The 17,602-nt window shown below is 63.5% G+C and carries 15 protein-coding genes; 5 read left to right on the top strand and 10 right to left on the bottom strand.

The features are described from left to right. Nucleotides 1-34: 34 nt before the first annotated feature. The 4 genes from AC1DYJ_RS00695 to AC1DYJ_RS00680 form a co-directional block, all read right to left on the bottom strand. Nucleotides 35-1,024, bottom strand: a complete 990-nt coding sequence (locus AC1DYJ_RS00695; protein WP_477279084.1) for a serine kinase — start codon at nucleotides 1,022-1,024, stop codon at nucleotides 35-37. Next, entirely contained in the window at nucleotides 1,021-1,455 is a 435-nt protein-coding gene (locus tag AC1DYJ_RS00690) for a lasso peptide biosynthesis B2 protein (RefSeq protein WP_477279082.1), read from the bottom strand. The genes AC1DYJ_RS00695 and AC1DYJ_RS00690 overlap by 4 nt, the downstream gene beginning before the upstream one ends. Then, complete coding sequence (locus tag AC1DYJ_RS00685) at nucleotides 1,455-1,742, bottom strand: PqqD family protein (protein ID WP_454575842.1); 288 nt, start codon at nucleotides 1,740-1,742, stop codon at nucleotides 1,455-1,457. Before AC1DYJ_RS00685 ends, AC1DYJ_RS00690 begins: the two co-directional genes overlap by 1 nt. 552 nt (nucleotides 1,743-2,294) lie before the next feature. Then, nucleotides 2,295-3,101 carry a DUF2259 domain-containing protein gene (locus AC1DYJ_RS00680; protein ID WP_477279080.1) on the bottom strand — a complete coding sequence of 269 codons (807 nt, stop codon included), beginning with the start codon at nucleotides 3,099-3,101 and terminating at the stop codon, nucleotides 2,295-2,297. A 170-nt stretch (nucleotides 3,102-3,271) separates the two neighbouring features. On the opposite strand from AC1DYJ_RS00680, the gene AC1DYJ_RS00675 reads away from it, so the two are divergent. The 4 genes from AC1DYJ_RS00675 (at nucleotide 3,272) to AC1DYJ_RS00660 (ending at nucleotide 8,241) form a co-directional block, all read left to right on the top strand. Beyond that, the gene (locus AC1DYJ_RS00675; RefSeq protein ID WP_477425901.1) at nucleotides 3,272-5,179 is read left to right on the top strand and encodes a propionyl-CoA synthetase; all 1,908 of its coding nucleotides are present in this window, start codon (nucleotides 3,272-3,274) and stop codon (nucleotides 5,177-5,179) included. A gap of 128 nt (nucleotides 5,180-5,307) precedes the next feature. Further along, entirely contained in the window at nucleotides 5,308-6,387 is a 1,080-nt protein-coding gene (locus tag AC1DYJ_RS00670; RefSeq protein WP_477279077.1) for an acyltransferase family protein, read from the top strand. Nucleotides 6,388-6,691: 304 nt separating this feature from the next. Beyond that, a complete protein-coding gene (locus tag AC1DYJ_RS00665) occupies nucleotides 6,692-7,402 on the top strand; it encodes a metallophosphoesterase family protein (protein ID WP_477279075.1) in 711 nt (236 codons plus the stop codon). Nucleotides 7,403-7,587: 185 nt separating this feature from the next. Next, nucleotides 7,588-8,241: a DJ-1/PfpI family protein gene (locus tag AC1DYJ_RS00660; protein ID WP_477279073.1), complete on the top strand. Its 654-nt coding sequence runs from the start codon at nucleotides 7,588-7,590 to the stop codon at nucleotides 8,239-8,241. Between the two features lie 33 nt (nucleotides 8,242-8,274). Here the strand turns inward: AC1DYJ_RS00660 and AC1DYJ_RS00655 are convergent, their stop codons facing one another. The 6 genes from AC1DYJ_RS00655 to AC1DYJ_RS00630 form a co-directional block, all read right to left on the bottom strand. Next, nucleotides 8,275-10,653, bottom strand: a complete 2,379-nt coding sequence (locus AC1DYJ_RS00655) for a polysaccharide biosynthesis tyrosine autokinase (RefSeq protein ID WP_477279071.1) — start codon at nucleotides 10,651-10,653, stop codon at nucleotides 8,275-8,277. A gap of 191 nt (nucleotides 10,654-10,844) precedes the next feature. Then, complete coding sequence (gene galU / locus AC1DYJ_RS00650; RefSeq protein WP_477279069.1) at nucleotides 10,845-11,741, bottom strand: UTP--glucose-1-phosphate uridylyltransferase GalU; 897 nt, start codon at nucleotides 11,739-11,741, stop codon at nucleotides 10,845-10,847. 64 nt (nucleotides 11,742-11,805) lie between these two features. After that, complete coding sequence (locus AC1DYJ_RS00645) at nucleotides 11,806-12,756, bottom strand: glycosyltransferase family 2 protein (protein ID WP_477425899.1); 951 nt, start codon at nucleotides 12,754-12,756, stop codon at nucleotides 11,806-11,808. Continuing rightward, nucleotides 12,746-13,690 carry a glycosyltransferase family 2 protein gene (locus AC1DYJ_RS00640; protein ID WP_477279066.1) on the bottom strand — a complete coding sequence of 315 codons (945 nt, stop codon included), beginning with the start codon at nucleotides 13,688-13,690 and terminating at the stop codon, nucleotides 12,746-12,748. Before AC1DYJ_RS00640 ends, AC1DYJ_RS00645 begins: the two co-directional genes overlap by 11 nt. Nucleotides 13,691-13,695: 5 nt before the next feature. After that, the gene (locus AC1DYJ_RS00635; protein ID WP_477279064.1) at nucleotides 13,696-14,691 is read right to left on the bottom strand and encodes a glycosyltransferase family 2 protein; all 996 of its coding nucleotides are present in this window, start codon (nucleotides 14,689-14,691) and stop codon (nucleotides 13,696-13,698) included. A 44-nt stretch (nucleotides 14,692-14,735) separates the two neighbouring features. After that, a complete protein-coding gene (locus AC1DYJ_RS00630; RefSeq protein WP_477279062.1) occupies nucleotides 14,736-15,908 on the bottom strand; it encodes a glycosyltransferase in 1,173 nt (390 codons plus the stop codon). 194 nt (nucleotides 15,909-16,102) lie between these two features. On the opposite strand from AC1DYJ_RS00630, the gene AC1DYJ_RS00625 reads away from it, so the two are divergent. Continuing rightward, a complete protein-coding gene (locus tag AC1DYJ_RS00625; RefSeq protein WP_477279060.1) occupies nucleotides 16,103-17,599 on the top strand; it encodes a lipopolysaccharide biosynthesis protein in 1,497 nt (498 codons plus the stop codon). Nucleotides 17,600-17,602 lie beyond the last annotated feature (3 nt).

Here is a 17,602-nt window from a genome sequence, read left to right as displayed (position 1 = left end):
CGGAAAACCGTTACACACTTTTCCTGGAATTGCTCTAGTCTGCCAGCGCGGCGCGGATCAATGTCGAGGCATCGGCGGGGTTCGCGCCGACTCCCAGCGTAAAGGTCGGAACCGCTTTGACCAGCGTTGCGATCGTTGCCATGCGACGCTTCTGCGCCTGCAAAAGGCCGGTCATGCCGGTCCTGACATTGTCGGTGGCGAGCGCCACCATGGCGTCTGTCCTGGTCATGGGGGAGAGCCGGGTTTGCGCATCCGCCGAGCGGGCCAGATGAAGCAGCGCCGCAACCGGCCTGTCGATTGTCTCCTCGATGCGGATGATCTCGGCGAGACGCTCCAGCGAAACGGCCTGCTCGCCATTGGCGTCCCATTTGTCGCCAAGGCAGGGAGCCACGAAAGGCAGCATTGTGGCCGTGTGGCGATGGACCTTGACCTTGCGCGGCAAGCCCCAGGCCGTAATGCCGCCGCCGGCCAAAACCTTGAGGATCATGGCGTCGTCCGAGCACAGGCCGAAGCCTTGCGAGGCCAGCGCCAGCGACGTCGTCGACTTGCCGGTGCCGCTCGGCGCGTGGATCAGCACGAGCGCGTCGCGGCCGGGCAAAGTCAGGCCGGCGGTGTGGAGCATGTGCTGACCGCCGGCATCGAGCGCGGCATCCAGCACCATCATCAGCAACGTCCATTTGACCTTGGCGTCGGGATGAACGCGGATCTCGGCCCAGCCCTCGTCGGCATTGATCGAGACGGTCTGCAGGCCGGGAAAGATCAGATGAACGAGGACGCCGCCATCGATCAGCCGGCAATGGCCGTCCTCCGGCACATCGCCGTCGAAAGCGAGTTTTCCGGCAGGCGATTCCTGCAACTCCGATGTCTCCACGATGTTGACGCGGAAAGCGGGCTCGACGGGGTCAGCCATACGCAACGTGCCAAGCAAAAGGTCGAAGCTCGGCCAGAGATCGGCCCGCGAGGCCGATATGCTGATGACCTGGCCCTTGAGGTCAAAACAGAACGTGGCCGCCGAACCGGTCAAGCGGCATGCGCCTTTCCGGCGTCGGCGTGATGGCGATAGATCTGCACCATGCCGGGCAGGCTGTCGCTGACCACCGGCCGGCCGTCGAGGCAGACCCAGCAATGGGCCGACATGCGCGGTTCCTGCATCGACTTCGGATCGACGCCGAAGCGCAGGTCCGGATCGAAGCCGGCAAAGCGCAGGAAGCGGTGGGCGAGCAGGCCTTCCCTGAGGCATCTGCGATCGCGCATCAGCCAGGGGTGCCGGACGGTGCGGTTGACGGCAGCCACGATGTAGGCGGATGACAGGCCGCGATAGGGGGTAGGCGCGCTGAGCGGCGCCCATTTCAACACCGATTCGAAGCTGCGGTGGCCGATCAGGACCGGCATCAGCCGCGCGCTTGTCCACAAATGGACGCGAAACAGGGTGCGCAGGAGAACGCCGTCCGCCATCAGAGAGCCGGGTCGGCCAGAATGCCTTCGCTTACCAGCTCAGCGGCCAGCGCCGCCATGTCCTGGTCGAGCGTATCCTTGTCGACCTCGAACTCGTCGGAAAGCAGGACGACGATCTGGTCGAGGCTGCGGGCGCCGTCGACCTTGTCGAGAAAGGCTTCGGTGGTGCCGTTGCAGGTGTAAAGCTGGCCGCTGCGCGCCAAAAGCACGACAGCGCCGTCGCCGACATGCTGGACCGAGGCGTCGTCCGCCAGCCGCAGGACCATTTCAGAAGCGATTTGGGCCATGGCGCCCTCCAGACCATTTTGCTGGAGAGCAGATAGCGCGGCGATGCGGCGCTGTCCATTGCGCGGGCGAGAAGGAGAACAGGTCAGTCTGACCGACCTGTGGCAATTCCGCAACGGCAACACCTCTACTACACACGCAACCAAAACATGGTGGGGACATCCAATCCTGGGTTGTGGTAGCTTCCACATCGTTCAAGGCCTGAAGGCAGGAAAGCACCCCAGAAATAGTCGCGATAATCACTGCTGCAAACCGTCAAGCCGGCTATCGGGCGGGGTCAAAGTCTTGCTTTCCTTACCTTAAGTAAGCTATGGAGTCGCCGGGTTTTGGGAGAGCATTGGGTATGCGTTACAATTGGGAGCGTGCTCCGACGGCGTTCGAACGCCATCGGAAGGCACTGGCAGCCGCCATATTGATTGCCGGTGGCGTCGGTCTGATGCTGGCGGCTTTGCCGCTTTAAGACCTGATGTCTGACTCGATGGATGCCCTGTTTCAGGGCTCATAAGCCGTTGCGCCTGCCGCAAGGCAGGCTGCGGCTCAGCGTGGCAGTTTGTTCAGCGCACTTGGCCGGTCACGGCGATGAAGCGGCGGTCGCGTCCTTCGAAGCCCTGGCTGAAACGCTGCACCAGCACGGCCAACACAGCCGGCTTGCCGGGCGGGGTGTATTCATAGGCTTCCGACAGGCTGTAGGAGACCGGGCAGTTGCGTGAGCCGGGCACGGCCTTGTCCTCGTGCATCACCTTGAACGGCTTGCCGTCCTGTCCCTGCAAGGTCAGGCGAAAACCGAGCGCCTTGCCTGTCTTGTCGCCCGCGGGCCGCTCGCTTTCATTGGCATCCTCGAAGCTTGTCGAACAGTCCGTCTTGCTATCAGCCAGGATCTGGTCGAGCTGGATGGTCGAGATGCCGGTTTCGTCGAAGCGCGGCATCAGCCATTTCTGCGCGGCCTTCTCAAGACGGAAGATGTCGTTGTACTCGACCAACTCGTCCGGGAAGGTGAACCTGTCGAAGGCGGTGCGTTCGCCGCGCTCGGCAATGGCATATTTGGCCAGGATGGGCGCGGCCTGCTTTGCCGCCTTGGCGCGGGCCTGTTCCAGCGTCGTGGTCGCTTCTTCCGATTCGTCGATGACGAGGATCGGCTTGCCGCCGACGTAGTCATCGGTGCTCGTGTCGATGATGTCGATCTGCGACCAGCCGGAAATGGCGGCGTCGAGTTCGCCATACTGCTCGAAGGCGAAATATTTGCCGTCGGGCGAAAAGCCGATGATGCGCCTGGCCGCGGCATCGCCGGCCTGGGCAGCGGAAACGATCGTCAACAGCAGCGCTGCCCCCGCAGCAAATCCAAGCCCGTATCGCACCATCATTGCGGGCCCTGCCCCGATTTCAAACCCGGGCAATCGTGCCCGCAATTTGTGGCCAAGGCGAGATCGACTATCTGCCGAATTTCGGGAGCCACACGGCATTTGGGGGAAGACATGGCCGAAAAAACCCGCATAGGCTATTGCAAGGTAGGGAATTTTGCCGGGAGGGATGAATGGCGTCACGCTACCATGAGGTCTACGACGGCTGGAAACGCGACCCGGAACAGTTCTGGGCCGATGCCGCCGAGGCGATCGACTGGTATTCGCCCTGGACCAGCGTGTTCGATGCCAGTGCGGGCGTTTACGGGCGCTGGTTCAACGGCGCCACCTGCAACACCTGCTACAACGCCATCGACCGCCATGTCGCCGGCGGCCGCGCCGACCAGATCGCGCTGATCCATGACAGCGCCATCACCGGCACGGTCAAGAAATTCACCTATGCCGAACTGAAGCGCGAAGTGGTGGCGCTGACGTCGGTGCTGAAGAACCGCGGCATCGTCAAGGGCGACCGCGTGATCATCTACATGCCGATGGTGGCGGAAGCGGCGATCGCCATGCTGGCCTGCTCGCGCATTGGCGCGGTGCACTCGGTGGTGTTCGGCGGCTTTGCCTCGCATGAGCTTGCCACCCGCATCGACGACGCCAAGCCGAAGCTGATCATTTCGGCGTCCTGCGGCCTGGAACCGGGACGCGTCGTTGCCTACAAGCCGCTGCTCGACAAGGCGATCGAGATGTCGAAGCACAAACCGGACGCCTGCCTGATCCTGCAGCGCGACCAGCTGCGCTGCGAGTTGAAAGACCATTACGACATCGATTTCGCCGACGCGGTCGCGCGCGAGCGCGCGGCAGGCGCCAATGTCGACTGCGTGCCGGTGCTCGCCACCGATCCGCTCTACATCATCTACACCTCCGGCACGACCGGCCAGCCGAAAGGCATCGTGCGCGACAATGGCGGCCATATGGTCGCGCTCAAATGGACGATGGAAAACGAGTTCGGCGTGAAGCCTGGCGAAGTGTTCTGGGCGGCATCCGATGTCGGCTGGGTGGTCGGCCATTCCTACATCGTTTACGGGCCGCTGCTGCATGGCGCGACAAGCGTGATGTTCGAGGGCAAGCCGATCGGCACGCCCGACGCCGGCACCTATTGGCGAGTAATTGCCGAGCATGAGGTCGTCGCGCTGTTCACCGCGCCAACCGCCTTCCGCGCCATCAAGGGGCAGGACCCCAAGGGCGAATTCGTGCCGAAATACGATCTGTCCAAATTCCGCACCTTGTTCCTCGCCGGCGAACGCGCCGACCCCGAAACCATCAAATGGGCGGAGCAGAAACTCAACGTGCCGGTGGTCGATCATTGGTGGCAGACCGAGACCGGCTCGCCGATGACCATCAACCCGGCGGGCCTCGGCCTTTTGCCGGTGAAATACGGCTCACCCRGCGTGCCCATGCCCGGCTACGACATCCGCGTGCTCGACGATGCCGGCCATGAAGTGCCGCGCGGCACGCTGGGCAATGTCGTGGTCAAACTGCCGCTGCCGGCCGGCTGCCTGCCGACGCTGTGGAACGCCGACGCCCGGTTCAGGCAGGCCTATCTCGAGGAGTTCCCCGGCTACTACAAGACCGCCGACGCCGGCATGGTGGACGAGGACGGCTACCTCTATGTCATGTCGCGCACTGACGACATCATCAACGTCGCCGGCCACCGGCTGTCGACCGGCGCCATGGAAGAGGTGCTTTCAGCGCATCCCGATGTCGCCGAATGCGCCGTCATCGGCATCGCCGATGCCATGAAGGGCCAGATCCCGCTCGGCTTCGTCGTGCTCAATGCCGGCGTTGCCCGCGATGCCGCTGCCATCGAAAGCGAGGTGGTGGGGCTGGTGCGCGAACGGATCGGCCCGGTCGCCGCGTTCAAGACGGTGGTGACGATCAAGCGCCTGCCCAAGACGCGCTCCGGCAAGATCCTGCGCGGCACCATGCAGAAGATCGCCGACAAGGAAGCGTGGACGATGCCGGCGACCATCGACGATCCCGTCATCTTCGACGAGATCACTGCGGCGCTCAAAGACCGCGGCATCGGGGTCTGACCACCGCGCCGCGGGGGCGGGGTCGCACAGAGGCGCGGTGGCAAAATCATCCCGCACTGCAATCGTCTGTTGTGCAATGCAGCAACGGACTTTAAAGTTGCTGCGGGGGGTCATTCCGAAGGTACGGCATGGCTCAGCACAAGACGACATTCGGCGGCGTCGACATATTGCGTTTTTTGGCCGCCGTCATGGTGATGTTCTACCACTACGGCTTCTGGGTGTGGGCATTTCCGGACGGTATTTCGGCCCGCGCCACTGGCGGCATTCCACCGCATCCTGAAATGGCCGTTGTCGGCTCCGGCTGGGTCGGCGTCCAAATCTTCTTCGTCATCAGCGGCTTCGTGATCGCCTTCAGCGCCGAGCGCTTGACGCCCTTGCGGTTCTTCGAGGCACGGGTGAAACGGCTGGCGCCGGCAGTCTGGGTCTGCGCGCCGATCACCGCTGTCGTGCTGCTCTATCTCGGCCTCAGCTGGCCGACAGATGCGGTGGTCCGGCTGTTGCGCACCGGGCTGTTCGTTCCCTTCGATCCGTGGGTGGACAGCGTCTACTGGACGCTTGGCATCGAGATCGCCTTCTACGCCGTCGTCTGGACCTTGCTGCGGCTCGGCCGCTTCGATCTGATGGAGACGGTCGCCATCGTCATCGGGCTGGTCAGCACGCTGTTCTGGTGCCTGTATTACCCTCTCGATCTTTCCAACCTCGCCGAGACGCGCTGGCTGCAGCTGACGCTGGTGCATCATGGCTGCTTCTTTGCGCTCGGCGTGCTGTTGTGGCTGATGCGGTTCAAGGCGGTGACCCCGGCTCGGCTCGGCTTTGCGGCATTGTTCCTGGCTGGCGGCGTGCTGGAGATCATGAGTTCCGTCGACGTGCACGCCATCAAGGTCGAAGCGGCGATGCCTTATGCGCCGCCGATCGTCATCTTCCTCGCCGCGGTGGCATTGATGGCATGGTCGTTGCGGCTCGATTTGTCCTGGTCCGGCTGGCGCCGCATCGGCCTGATGACCTATCCGCTCTATCTCCTGCACGACGTCGTCGGCGCGGCGATGATCGGCGCCATGATGCGCGCCGGCGTGCCCTATCTCTTGGCGATCGCATTTGCCGGGGCGACGATGATCGCTGCCAGTTGGCTGGTGGCGATCGAGGCCGAGCCGCGCATCCGGCTGCTGCTCGACCACACCGTGTTCCGCTACCGCCTCAAGGCCGCCTGACGGCTAGAGCGTTCACCGTTTCACGGAAACGGCGAGCCGCTCTATCTCTTTGTTTTGACGCAATTCCGGACGGAGAACCGCTTCACACTTCTCCTGGAATTGCTCTAAGCCTCGATACCGGCCGGCGAAAGCTGCCTGCCAACGTTATGGAATTTCCAACGCCTGCCCTGTATCCACGGGTTTGCGGTGCGCCACGAGGGCGCATCCGCGGAAACGAAACCCGACTTTCGGCAGGCATCGAGCCCCAGTGGCCTTGTTTCAGAGATCCAGACCCCCACGGACGGCGCCGCGCGAGCGCTTCGAAATGGATATGGAGGACACGGTCGTCTACGCGATCGGCGACGTGCATGGCTGCTACAAGGAATTGCTGTCGCTGGAAGAGAAGATCGCGCTCGACGCGCAGCAATTTCGCGGGCGCAAGATCATCGTCATGCTCGGCGACTATATCGACCGCGGGCCGCAATCGGCGCGCGTGCTCGACCATCTTCTGGCGCCCCCGCCACAAGGCTTCCTGCGCGTCTGCCTGGCGGGAAACCATGAAGTCGCAATGCTGCACTATCTCGACGGCTATCTGTCGCGGGACCGCTGGCTGGCGGTCGGCGGCCGAGAGACACTGTTTTCCTACGGTGTCGATCCAGCGCGGCTTGCCAACCTCTATACATCCGGCGACGAGGTCGACCGGCGCATAAGGGAGGTCGTCCCGGCCAGCCATATCGACTTCCTGCGCAGCCTGCCGGTGTTGCTCTGTTCGGACAAATTCGTCTTCGTCCATGCCGGCATCAGGCCGGGCATCGACCTTGTCGCGCAGGATGAGCAGGACCTGCTCAACATCCGCGACGAATTCTTCGACGCCGTCCATCTGCTCGACCGCTTCGTGGTGCATGGCCACACACCGGTCGACATGCCCCGGCTCGACGGCAAAAGGCTCGGCATCGACACCGGCGCCTTTCAGAGCGGCCGGCTGACGGCGCTGAGGATCGCTGCCGGCAAATACGGCAAGCTGCTCTTTTCCTAAACGCAGCAGCTAGAGCTCTTTGTTTTCACGCAATTCCGGACGGGAAAACCGCACACACTTTTCCTGGAATTGCTCTTGCGCAGAAAAGGCAGAGCGATTGTCTTTTGCGTGCTTCAAATTCAAGATAATCGTTACGATAATACTTGCCGCGGACAGTTGAATGGCGCTTGTCAGGGAGCATGAGGATGAGGATCGGCATTCCGGTTTACGATGAAGTCGACATGCTCGATGTGACAGGCCCGTCCGAAATGTTCGGCTGGGCGGGATTCGAGATAGACCTGCTTGCGGAAAAGCCGGGCATGAAGCGGTTCCGCGGCAAGGGTTTCCGCTTCGAAGTTTCCAAAGGCTTTGCCGATGCGCGCAAATATGATGCGCTCTGGGTTCCCGGCGGCGACCCGAAGGCGCTTGCCAAGATCATTGAGGACCCCAAGCGGAGGTATCTCGATTTCCTGATCAAGCAGGCGAAGCGCACGCCGATGGTATGCTCGGTGTGCGAAGGCGCAATGCTGCTCGCCGCCGCGGGGCTGCTGGACGGATACAATGCGACCACGCACTGGGCGTTCATCCCCTGCTTCGCCGAGCGCTTTCCCAAAGTCATCGTCGCCGGAGGCAATCCGCGCTTCGTGCTCGACCGCAACCGCCTGACCGGCGGCGGGATTTCGTCGGGACTGGACGAAGCGCTGATGTTGATCCAGCTCATGAAAGGGACGGTTGCCGCGCAGCAGGTTCAGCAAACGACGCAGTACTATCCCTCTCCGCCAGTCAGCAGCGCCATACCGCCGGCGCCGGCGTCTTGCCCCATTCCGCAAGCCAAGGGACCAAAGCAGGCCAGCGTCTAACACTGGCCTGCTTGAACTCGTTCTGCGCCGGCTTTACGCGGCCGTCTTGGCGCGCAATTCCGACTTTTCGAGATAGTAGGTCGAGTAGCGATCGAAGAATCGTTCCGAACCGCCGAGCGAGCTGTATTTCGCCAGCTTCTTCAGATCGACCTTGTTGAGCACGGCGCCGACGACCTTGTTGGCGACGTAAGGCTCCTGCTCCAGCAGCGAGCGCACCATGGCGCGTGGCGTGCGGCCCCATTCGGCGACCAGCACGAAGCCGTCGACCAGCGGCGCGAAAGCCTTGGCGTCGACCACGGGCCCGAGCGGCGGCAGGTCGACGACGATGTACTCGAACGTCTCCTTGGCGTTGTCGATGAAGCGCCGCATGCCGGCCGACGAAAGCAGCTCGCTGGTGTGCGAGAACTGCCCGCGCAGCACGGCCGGGATGATCGCCAGCTTGGTCTGGCGGTCGACCTTGCCGACCGACTGCCAGGTCTGGCCGTTGACCACGGCTTCCATCAGCCCTTGCTCGGCCTCCATGCCGAGGTTGCGGCTGAGGCCCGGATTGCGCAGATCGGCATCGATCAAAAGGGTCTTCGAGCCGTTGGCGGCAAGCAATCCGGCCAGATTGGCGGCGACCGTCGATTTGCCCTCGCCAGGCAGGACCGAGACCACGCCGATAACCCGGCTGCCTTGCCCTTCCATGACGACGTCGAAGGCGATCTTGGCGTTGCGCAGCGTTTCGGAGAACATCGATGCTGGCGCATCGACGCTGACCCGCATGCGCGCCCGCTTTTCGGCCGCCGACAAGGTGTTGGTGTTTTTGGCATCCGCCGCACCGTCGTCCGTATCCTTGCCCAGCCTGCCGCCGATCGTCGGGAGGTAGCCGAGGAATTTGAGGCCGACGCGATCGCGAACGTCCTCGCCGGTCCTGAAGAAGCGTTCGTTGAACTCGTTCAGGCCACCAAAGCCGGCGCCAAGCAGCACGCCGAGCACCAGTGACAGCGCCAGCACCCTGGAGGAGCGCGGGCTCGAGGCGGAAAGCGGCTGCGAGGCATCCGAGATGATGCGCACCTTGCCGACCGGGAAGGACTGCTGCTGGGAGGCTTCCTCATAGCGGCCGAGGAAGGTCTGGTAGAGCGTGGTCAGCGCCTGCGCCTGCTGGTCAAGTTCGCGCAGCTTGACCTGGCTTTGGTTGTCGATGGAGCTCTTGCCGGCAGCGTCGGCGATCTTCTGCCGCAGCGACGTCTCGCGCGAAAGCGCGACTTCATATTCGTTGCGATAGCTTTCGGTCAGTTGCTTCAACTCGCCGAAAATCTGTGTCGACAGATCGGCTTTCTCCTTGGCCAGCGCCACGGCTTGCGGATGCTCGGCGCCGAAATTGGCCGTCACGTCCTGCAGCCGCTTGGCGACCGTGAGATAGCGGGTCTTGAGCGTTGCGATGACGGAACTCGCCGGCTGGTCGCTCGATATGGCGGAATCGTTGAAGGCGTTGTCGGAACCGCTTTCGACGATGGTCTTGTATTGCTGGTAGCGGGCACTGGCGCGCGCCGTATCGGCCTGCGCGACGATGAGCTGTGCGGTGAGGTCGGCGATCTGCTTGTCGCTGATCAGCTGGCCGTCGCTGTTGGCGGCCAGGCCGTGCTCGGACCTGAACTTCTCGACCGCGAGCGCCGCTGCCTGCGAGTTTTGCCGCAGCTCGGTCAACCGGCCCTGCAGCCAGACCGCCGCGCGCTCGGTGGCGTCGAAGCTGGCGTTGAGCTGGTCGGCCAGATAGGCATCGGCATAGGCCTTGGTGATGGCGGTGGCCAGCGCCGGATTCGTCGACTGGTAGCCGATGGCCAGCACATAGGAGCGGCCGTTGCGCTGCGCCAGCACCTCGCTCTGCAGCTTCAGCACGGCATAGTCGTGGCGCGCCGTCTGCATCATGGCCTGGCGTGTCGCCTCGTCGATGTTTTCCATGCCGGGAATCTGGTCGGCGGAACTGGAGCGGAAATAGCCGATCACGCCGCGCACGAAACCGATGCCCTTGACCAGCGCCGATTGCGGCGGGTTCATGAACTCTGCGTTCTCGTCGAGCTTCAGCTTGTCAACGACCACCGAAGCCAACCGCGCCGAGGTGATGATTTCGATCTGGCTGAGCAGGGCGGCGTCGGTCTGCATGGTGACGGATGCAGCCGAGATGTCGTCGACGACCTTGTTCAGGCCTTCGTCGATCAGCACGCTGGCGACCGACATATATTGCTTGGGCGTGGTCTGCAGATAAAGCACGCCCAGGAACAGGCCGATGATGGCGCAGACCGCCACCACCTTGACCTGACGCGCCGCCATGCCAAGCAGGCGCTCGACGTCGATGAAGTCTTCACCCTTTTCCTGGTCGGTGTTGGGCAATGGCATCCTCTTGTCGAGAGGAAAGCTGGCATAATTCATCTTCGGTCCAATTCTAGGTTACAGGCGCCGGAGCGAGACGGGGTCAGGCCCCGTCTCATCCGAAGCTGCGGAGATCGGGGGCGAAATATGCAACGCAAGCTTCATGCCATCTGGCGCCGGACCTGAACGGCCGGGCGCGCAAGCATGAGCTGCGCCATCGTCCAAACGCATATGCCCTCGAAAGATGGGCATTATGCGGCCACTTCCTGACGCTCATGCGACCGCACGAACTCCTGAAGCATTTTGAAGACCGGCCCCTTCATGTCGTCGCGCGCCAGCGCAAAGGCGATGGTGGCCTCGATGAAGCCTTCCTTGGAGCCGCAGTCGAACATGCGGCCGTGGAACGGCTGGGCATAGAAAGACTGGCTTTTCGCCAGGCGGACCATGGCGTCGGTGAGCTGGATTTCATTGCCGGCGCCGCGCTGCTGGTTGCCCAGCAACGAGAAGATCTCGGGCTGCAGGATGTAGCGGCCGTTGATGTAGTAATTCGACGGCGCATTGGCCGGCGCCGGCTTTTCGACCATGGCCGTCACCTCGAAGCCGCCGCCGACCTCGGCGCCTCGGCCGACAATGCCATATTTGCTGGTCTCGGACGGCTCGCAGCGCTCGACGGCGATGACGTTGCCGCCGGTCTGCCGATAGAGATCGACGGTCTCGGCCAGGCAGCCGCGGCCGCCGAAGGACACCATGTCGGGAAGCAGCAGCGCAAACGGCTCGTCACCGATGACTTCGCGCGCGCACCATACCGCATGGCCGAGGCCCTGCGGCGACTGCTGGCGGATGAAGCTGGTGGCGCCGGCCACCGGCAACATGCTTTCAAGTGCCTCCAGCTGAGTCTTCTTGCCGGTCTGCTCAAGCGTTCCGATCAGTTCAGGATGCAGGTCGAAATAGTCCTCGATGACAGCCTTGTTGCGGCCGGTGACGAACACGATGTGCTCGATACCGGCTTCGAAAGCCTCGTCGACCGCATATTGGACGACCGGCCGGTCGACCACGGGCAGCATCTCCTTGGGCATCGATTTGGTCGCCGGCAGGAACCGTGTTCCAAGCCCCGCCACCGGGATGACTGCCTTCCTGACTTTCTGCATCTGGTATTCCTTCTGAGAGAAAAGATTTCTACCTATCGCCGGCTTTGAAAACGCCCTGCATGCTTCATCTCCCCGTCCCAACGGCAAACTGTGCCGCCACCCTCCGTAGCCGGACGGCAATCGGCATCGACATATGCCTGACAGCCGCCGGATCACTTAGCGCGGTGCGTAACGCCTTCAACGGCGAGCGCGCCTTTATGTGCTGGACCAGCGACAGGAACGATGCCGCCTTGCGCAGGCTGCGGGCGCGCCTGGCGAAGGCGGCCGCGGCAGCCGCGTCCATGGAATTCGCCTCGGCGAAGACCGCATCGGCCTTGCGCATCGCCTCGACATGGTGAAGCTCGAGCACGCGCGAGATCGAACCTGTGCGGATATGGTAGATATAGCCGGTCGTCGGCTCGACCACGCATTTGCCGCCCTTGGCCAGCGCGTTGGCCAGCAGGATGTAGTCCTCGCCGATGCTCATATTTTCATCATAGCGAAGTCTGTTTTCGGTCAGGAAGCGGCGCTGGAAGATCGGCTTGAGATAGCCGAGATTGAAGGTGGACTCGAAAACGATGTTGCCGGCGATGTAGTCGGCGAGCGAAATCTCGCGCAGGCTTTCCAGATAGTCGGCGGGAAACATCGTCGCTTCTGCAACGCCGTCCTCGCGCACCACCTGGAGGTTGTCGACGGCGATCACTGCGCCTGACTTTTCCGCCCGCGCGATCATGGCAGCAAGCCGCCCGGGAAGGACGGCATCGTCGGAATCGAGCACCGCTACCCAGCGGCCGGAAGCCAGGTCGAGCCCGGCATTCCTGGCGCCGCCCGGTCCGCGGTTTGCGGGCAGTGCGACGACGCGGACGATGTCCTGCGGGTAGGCTCTTGCGACGTCGAGCGTGTTGTCGCGCGACTGGTCGTCGACGACGATGATTTCAACGCTGACATCGCGCTGGGCGATGGCGCTGGCAATCGCCCGATCGAGCGTTGCCGCGGCATTGTAGGCGGCGATGACAAAGGAGACGTCAGGCTGCACGCTTGCCTCCCTGCTGCGGCGCGGTGAGGCCGTACTGACGAATTTCGCTGATACCGACCAGGCCGCTGACGACACCGACATGCATGATGCCGCGCAAGACGCTGCGGTTGCGGCGGACCGGGCTGATCGCGGTGAGCGCCGCCATTCCGAAACAGTAGGCGGCCTTGGCCGAGGCAAGGCCGATATTCTTCGCGCGTCTGACAGCACCGGCATTTTGGCCGATGAGGTGGCCATGCGTCTGGCCGAAGCGGAAGCGGCGGCGGCGCAGCCAGTCGAACGCGGCTCGCGAGCGCGGCACCACTTCCTCGACCCAGGCTTCCGGCGCGAAAGCGATGCGGCCGCCGTCCCTGACCATGCGATCGAAGAATTCGGTGTCCTCGCCGCCGCTCTGGCCGCGCGCCAGGCTGAAGCGTCGCTCGCGCAGGCTGTCGGCGCTCTTCCTCAGAAGCACGTTGCAGGTGTAGCCGGTGCGGATCTCGCCCTGCACCCAGACCGGCAAGGTCGAATGGAAATCGCCCTTGCGCATCCAGTCCGGCGCATCCGGGCGGTAGAGCGCCCTCACCGGACCGAGCACGGCCTCGGCGCCGCTTGTCTCCGCCGCAGCGACCAATTCGGCCAGCCATTGCGCGGAGGCGGTTTCGTCGTCGTCGATGAAGGCGACGAAATCCGCCGTGCTGGTGTCGAGGCAGGCGTTGCGGGCGACCGAGATGTTGCGCGCCGGGGCGTGCCGGTAGCGGACCAGCAGCTTCAATTCCCGCGCCAGTTCAGTCACGAGCGCCTCGGCCGTCGGCTCGTCATCATTGTCGGCGATGATGACGCCAATGCCGAAGCCGGCAGGCATATTCAGAGCAGCGAGCGAGCGCAGTGTGTCGGCTAGCTCCGGCCGCCGGAACGTGCAGACGCAGATGTCGATGCGGCGATCCCTGGAGGCCATGCCCATCACGCCACCTTGCGCTGCGATCGCGCCCCGAGCAGTTGCAGCCAAAAGCCGACCGACCAGCCGAAATGCATGACCATGGCCGAAATGCCGGCCAACACATTGTTGGGATTGCGCTGGGTAATCGCGGTCACGATGCCATAGCCGACACAGACCGAGGCCCAGACCAGCAGCGGCACCGCCGCCAGCCAGTGGATGAAGGAAAATGCAGCGAGGAGAACGACCGGCGCCACCAGCAGCGGGATCATCTGCCGGACCTTCGGGATCATGCGGTGCTTGAGCACGTTCTTGGCGCGGCCACGGCCATAGCCGAGATATTGGAAATACAGGCCTTTCAGCGATGAACGCGGATAGTAGACCATCTGCGTCTTGCCGCTCATCCAGATGCGGTAGCCGGCCTGGCGCAGCCGATAATCGAGCTCGGCATCCTCATTGTGGCTGAAGCTCTCGTCATAGCCGCCGACCGCGGTGAAGGCCGAAATCCGGATCAGCGCGTGATGGCCATGGTCGACCCATTCGCCGGCCGACAGATGCCGGTGCTTGGAGCCGCCGGTGCCGAGCTTGGAATTCTGCGCCGCCGCCACCGCCTTCTGCACCGCACCGCTGCCGCTGGTCAGCATCGACACGACAACCGAATCCGCCGATGTGGCCAGTGCCTCCTCGACCAGCCGGTCGCAGAAATCGGCGGGATAGCCGCCATGGGCGTCGATGCGGATCAGGTATTCGGCGCTGGCGCCGTAGCTCGCGACGGCGAGGTTGATCGCCGCGCTCTGGATGCGCTTTGAGTTGTGCAGCAGGATGACCTGAGGATCCTTGGCTGCAACCGCCTCGACAATGGCCAAAGTGCCGTCGGTGCTGCCGCCATCGGCAACGACGATGCGGGCGCCGAGCCTCAGCGAGGCTGGCCTCAGCTGTTCGAGCAGCGCACCGATATGCGCCGCCTCATTGAGGCACGGAATGACGATCAGGCTTGGCGGCAGCGCCTTGGTTTGCGTCATCGGTGCCTTTCCATGCTCTGCACTTTTGTTATTGCCTGTCATGCCTAGGCCAGCGCTTCGGTGACGAACGAACCAGGGGCAACCGCAAGTCCCCGCAGCCTGTCGACAAACGCGCGGCAGTCGCTGCGGTCGTAGCTCCAGGTCCTCGGATTGCGGGCCAGCACGCGCGCCTTGGCCTTGCCGAAGCGCTCCTGGTCCATCCGGCCGAGCGCGGTTTCCAGCGTCTGCGGCGTTGCTTCGGAAAGCAGGATGCCGATGTCCTGCTGGTTGAGGAAGCGCCCGGTCTCGGTGTTGCCCATCGAGATCGGCACAGCGCCGAAGCGGCAGCCTTCATAGAGGCGGTTGGGCAGCAGCCATTCCGAATTCTGCCCCTCCTCGAAGAAGTCGATGGCCCAGGAGAAATGCACTTCGCCGTAGATCGCCGCCATGTCTTCCGGGTTGCGGTAGGGGCCACGGAAGGAGAGGTAGGGCTCGGCTTCGACAAAAGCGTGGAAATCCGGAAATTCGGAGAGTGCCGGACGGCCGCGCAGGACGACCTCGAAGCGCCCGCCTTGGCGGCGCGTGAAATCGGCCAGCAGTTCCAGCGAGCGGCGGCAGCGCAGCGCGCCGAACCAGCCGATCCGCCAGGGCGGCGCGACCGGGTTTTCGGCCTTCAGGCGATCGTCCGCGGCGATCGGCGCGGTTTCGAAATATTTGTTTTCGACCAGCTCCACAGGTGCTGCGACTTGCCCGAACGGCTTGAAATAATTGGCGATGAAGGCCGGCGAACTGGTCACCAGAAGCTTCACGTCGCGGGCGAGATAGCGTTCCGCGGTGCGCAGCGCCTTGCCCAGCATGTCGTTGCGAAGCACAAGGCGGTGGATGTCGAGGCATTCGTAGACGATCGGCACGCCGCCGCGAAAAGTAGCCTTGGCACGCCTGGCAAGCGCCAGCATTTCCAGATTGCGCGCAATGATGAGGTCCGGCTTCGGCATCGCCGCAAGCTTCGAGCCGATCGACAGCGCCGCCTTGGCGACCGCCGCCATGCGCTGGCCGAATCGGCCGTCACGCGTCGCGCCAAGGTCGATCGGCTGCAGGCCCTCGACGTCGCGAACAGCATTTGTGGTCCGACGGAAGCCGGCCAATGTGACCCGCGCGCCGCCTGCCCTGAGCATTATGATCCGCCGGCGCACGGCCGGGTCGGAAACGTCGTGCACAAGGTACAAGACATGCAGCATGAAAACTCGACCGCTGTTGGCCCACCCAAGGGAATGCTAACCCAGCTTTTGCTGCATCGCAACATTTTTGGTGCGCCGTAGCAATAAGTGCACGTTTTTTGTTGCACTGCAAAAACGTATTGCTGTAGTTTGTTGATGGCGGCGGGCGCCGGTCGTGACGAAGTCGGACCGGCGTAAAATCAGGAATCCTGAATTTGGAAACCAGTGCATTCGATCCGCCCGAGGGCTCACTGCGCAAATCGGTCGGACGCGGCGCTGTCGTTACCGCCATGGCGCAAAGCGTCCGGGTCGCAACGCAGATCGTCTCCGTCATCGTGCTGTCGCGGCTTCTGTCGCCGCAGGATTTCGGCGTGGTGGCGATGTGCGCGCCGGTGCTCGCCTTCATCGCACTGTTCCAGGATTTCGGCCTGACCCAGGCGACCATCCAGAAGACCGGGATCACGCATGGCGAGGTCAACTACCTGTTCTGGGTCAACGTCGCCGTCAGCGCGGTGCTGGCCTGCGTGCTTGCTGGCGCCGCACCCGTGGTCGCCGCCTTCTATGGCGAACCCAGGGTGACGGGCCTGGTGGCCGCGTTCGGGCTGCAGATCATGGCCTATGGGCTCGGCGCCCAGCATCTGGCGCTTTTGACGCGTCGCATGCAGTTCGCCCGGCTGGCGGCAATCGAGGTGGCAAGCGCGGTCTTCGGGCTGGCCGTTTCGATCGCCTGGACCTTCATCGACCGGTCCTACTGGGCACTCTTCGCCGGCACGCTGACGGGTGCCGTGTTGCCGACGCTTTGCTACTGGGCAAGCTCGCAATGGCGCCCCGGCCTGCCGCGCAAGGTCGACGGCATCAGGGCGCTGATCAATTTCGGTGCCGGCATTACCGGCTTCAACTTCGCCAACTTCTTTGCCCGCAATCTCGACAATGTGCTTATCGGCAAATATTGGGGCGAGGCGCAGCTCGGCCTCTATGACCGTGCCTACAAGCTGCTGTTGTTTCCGCTGAGCCAGATCACCAATCCGCTGTCGAAGGTGATGGTGCCGGCGCTGTCCAGGCTGAAGGACGAGCCGGACCGCTACCGCAGCGCCTATCTGCGCGTCATGCCGCTGATCCTTCTGGTGGCGCTGCCGGGCGTAGCCTTCGCCACAGCCATGTCCGACGTGCTCATTCCTTTCGTGCTTGGCGAACAATGGCGTGCAAGCGCCTCGATCTTCCTGGCGCTCGGCTTTGCCGGGCTGTTGCAGCCGCTCAACAATCCCGCGGGTTGGCTGTTCGTCAGCCAGGGCCGCTCCGGCGATTTCATGCGCTGGGGCATTGTGACCGCGGTGACATCGGTGATCGCCTTCGTGATCGGCCTGCCCTATGGCGCGTTCGGCGTCGCGGTCGCCTATGCGGTCAGCGAATATATGCGCACGCCATTCCTGTGGCTCTATGTCGGCAAGAGCGGACCGTTGCAGGCGCGCCATGTGCTCACCGGGGCAGCGCCTTTCGTGCTCGGCGCGCATCTGGCGCTGGCCGCCGTGTGGTTCGCCAAGCCGCTGCTACCCGCGCAGCCGGTCATCGCACTGGCCGCAGGAGCCGTGCTCGCCTACGTCATCACCATTGCCGTCTCGCTGATGTTCGGCGCCGGCCGCGAGGCGCTCCGGGAGGCCATGAAGTTGATACCTGCACGGGGCTTTGCCCCGGCACCCAGCGAGGCGAAGTGACCA

Source organism: Mesorhizobium sp. P2_B11, assembly GCF_056404855.1.
Note: the sequence above shows the minus strand (reverse complement) of the source record. Positions and strands in the feature narration are given on the sequence as shown.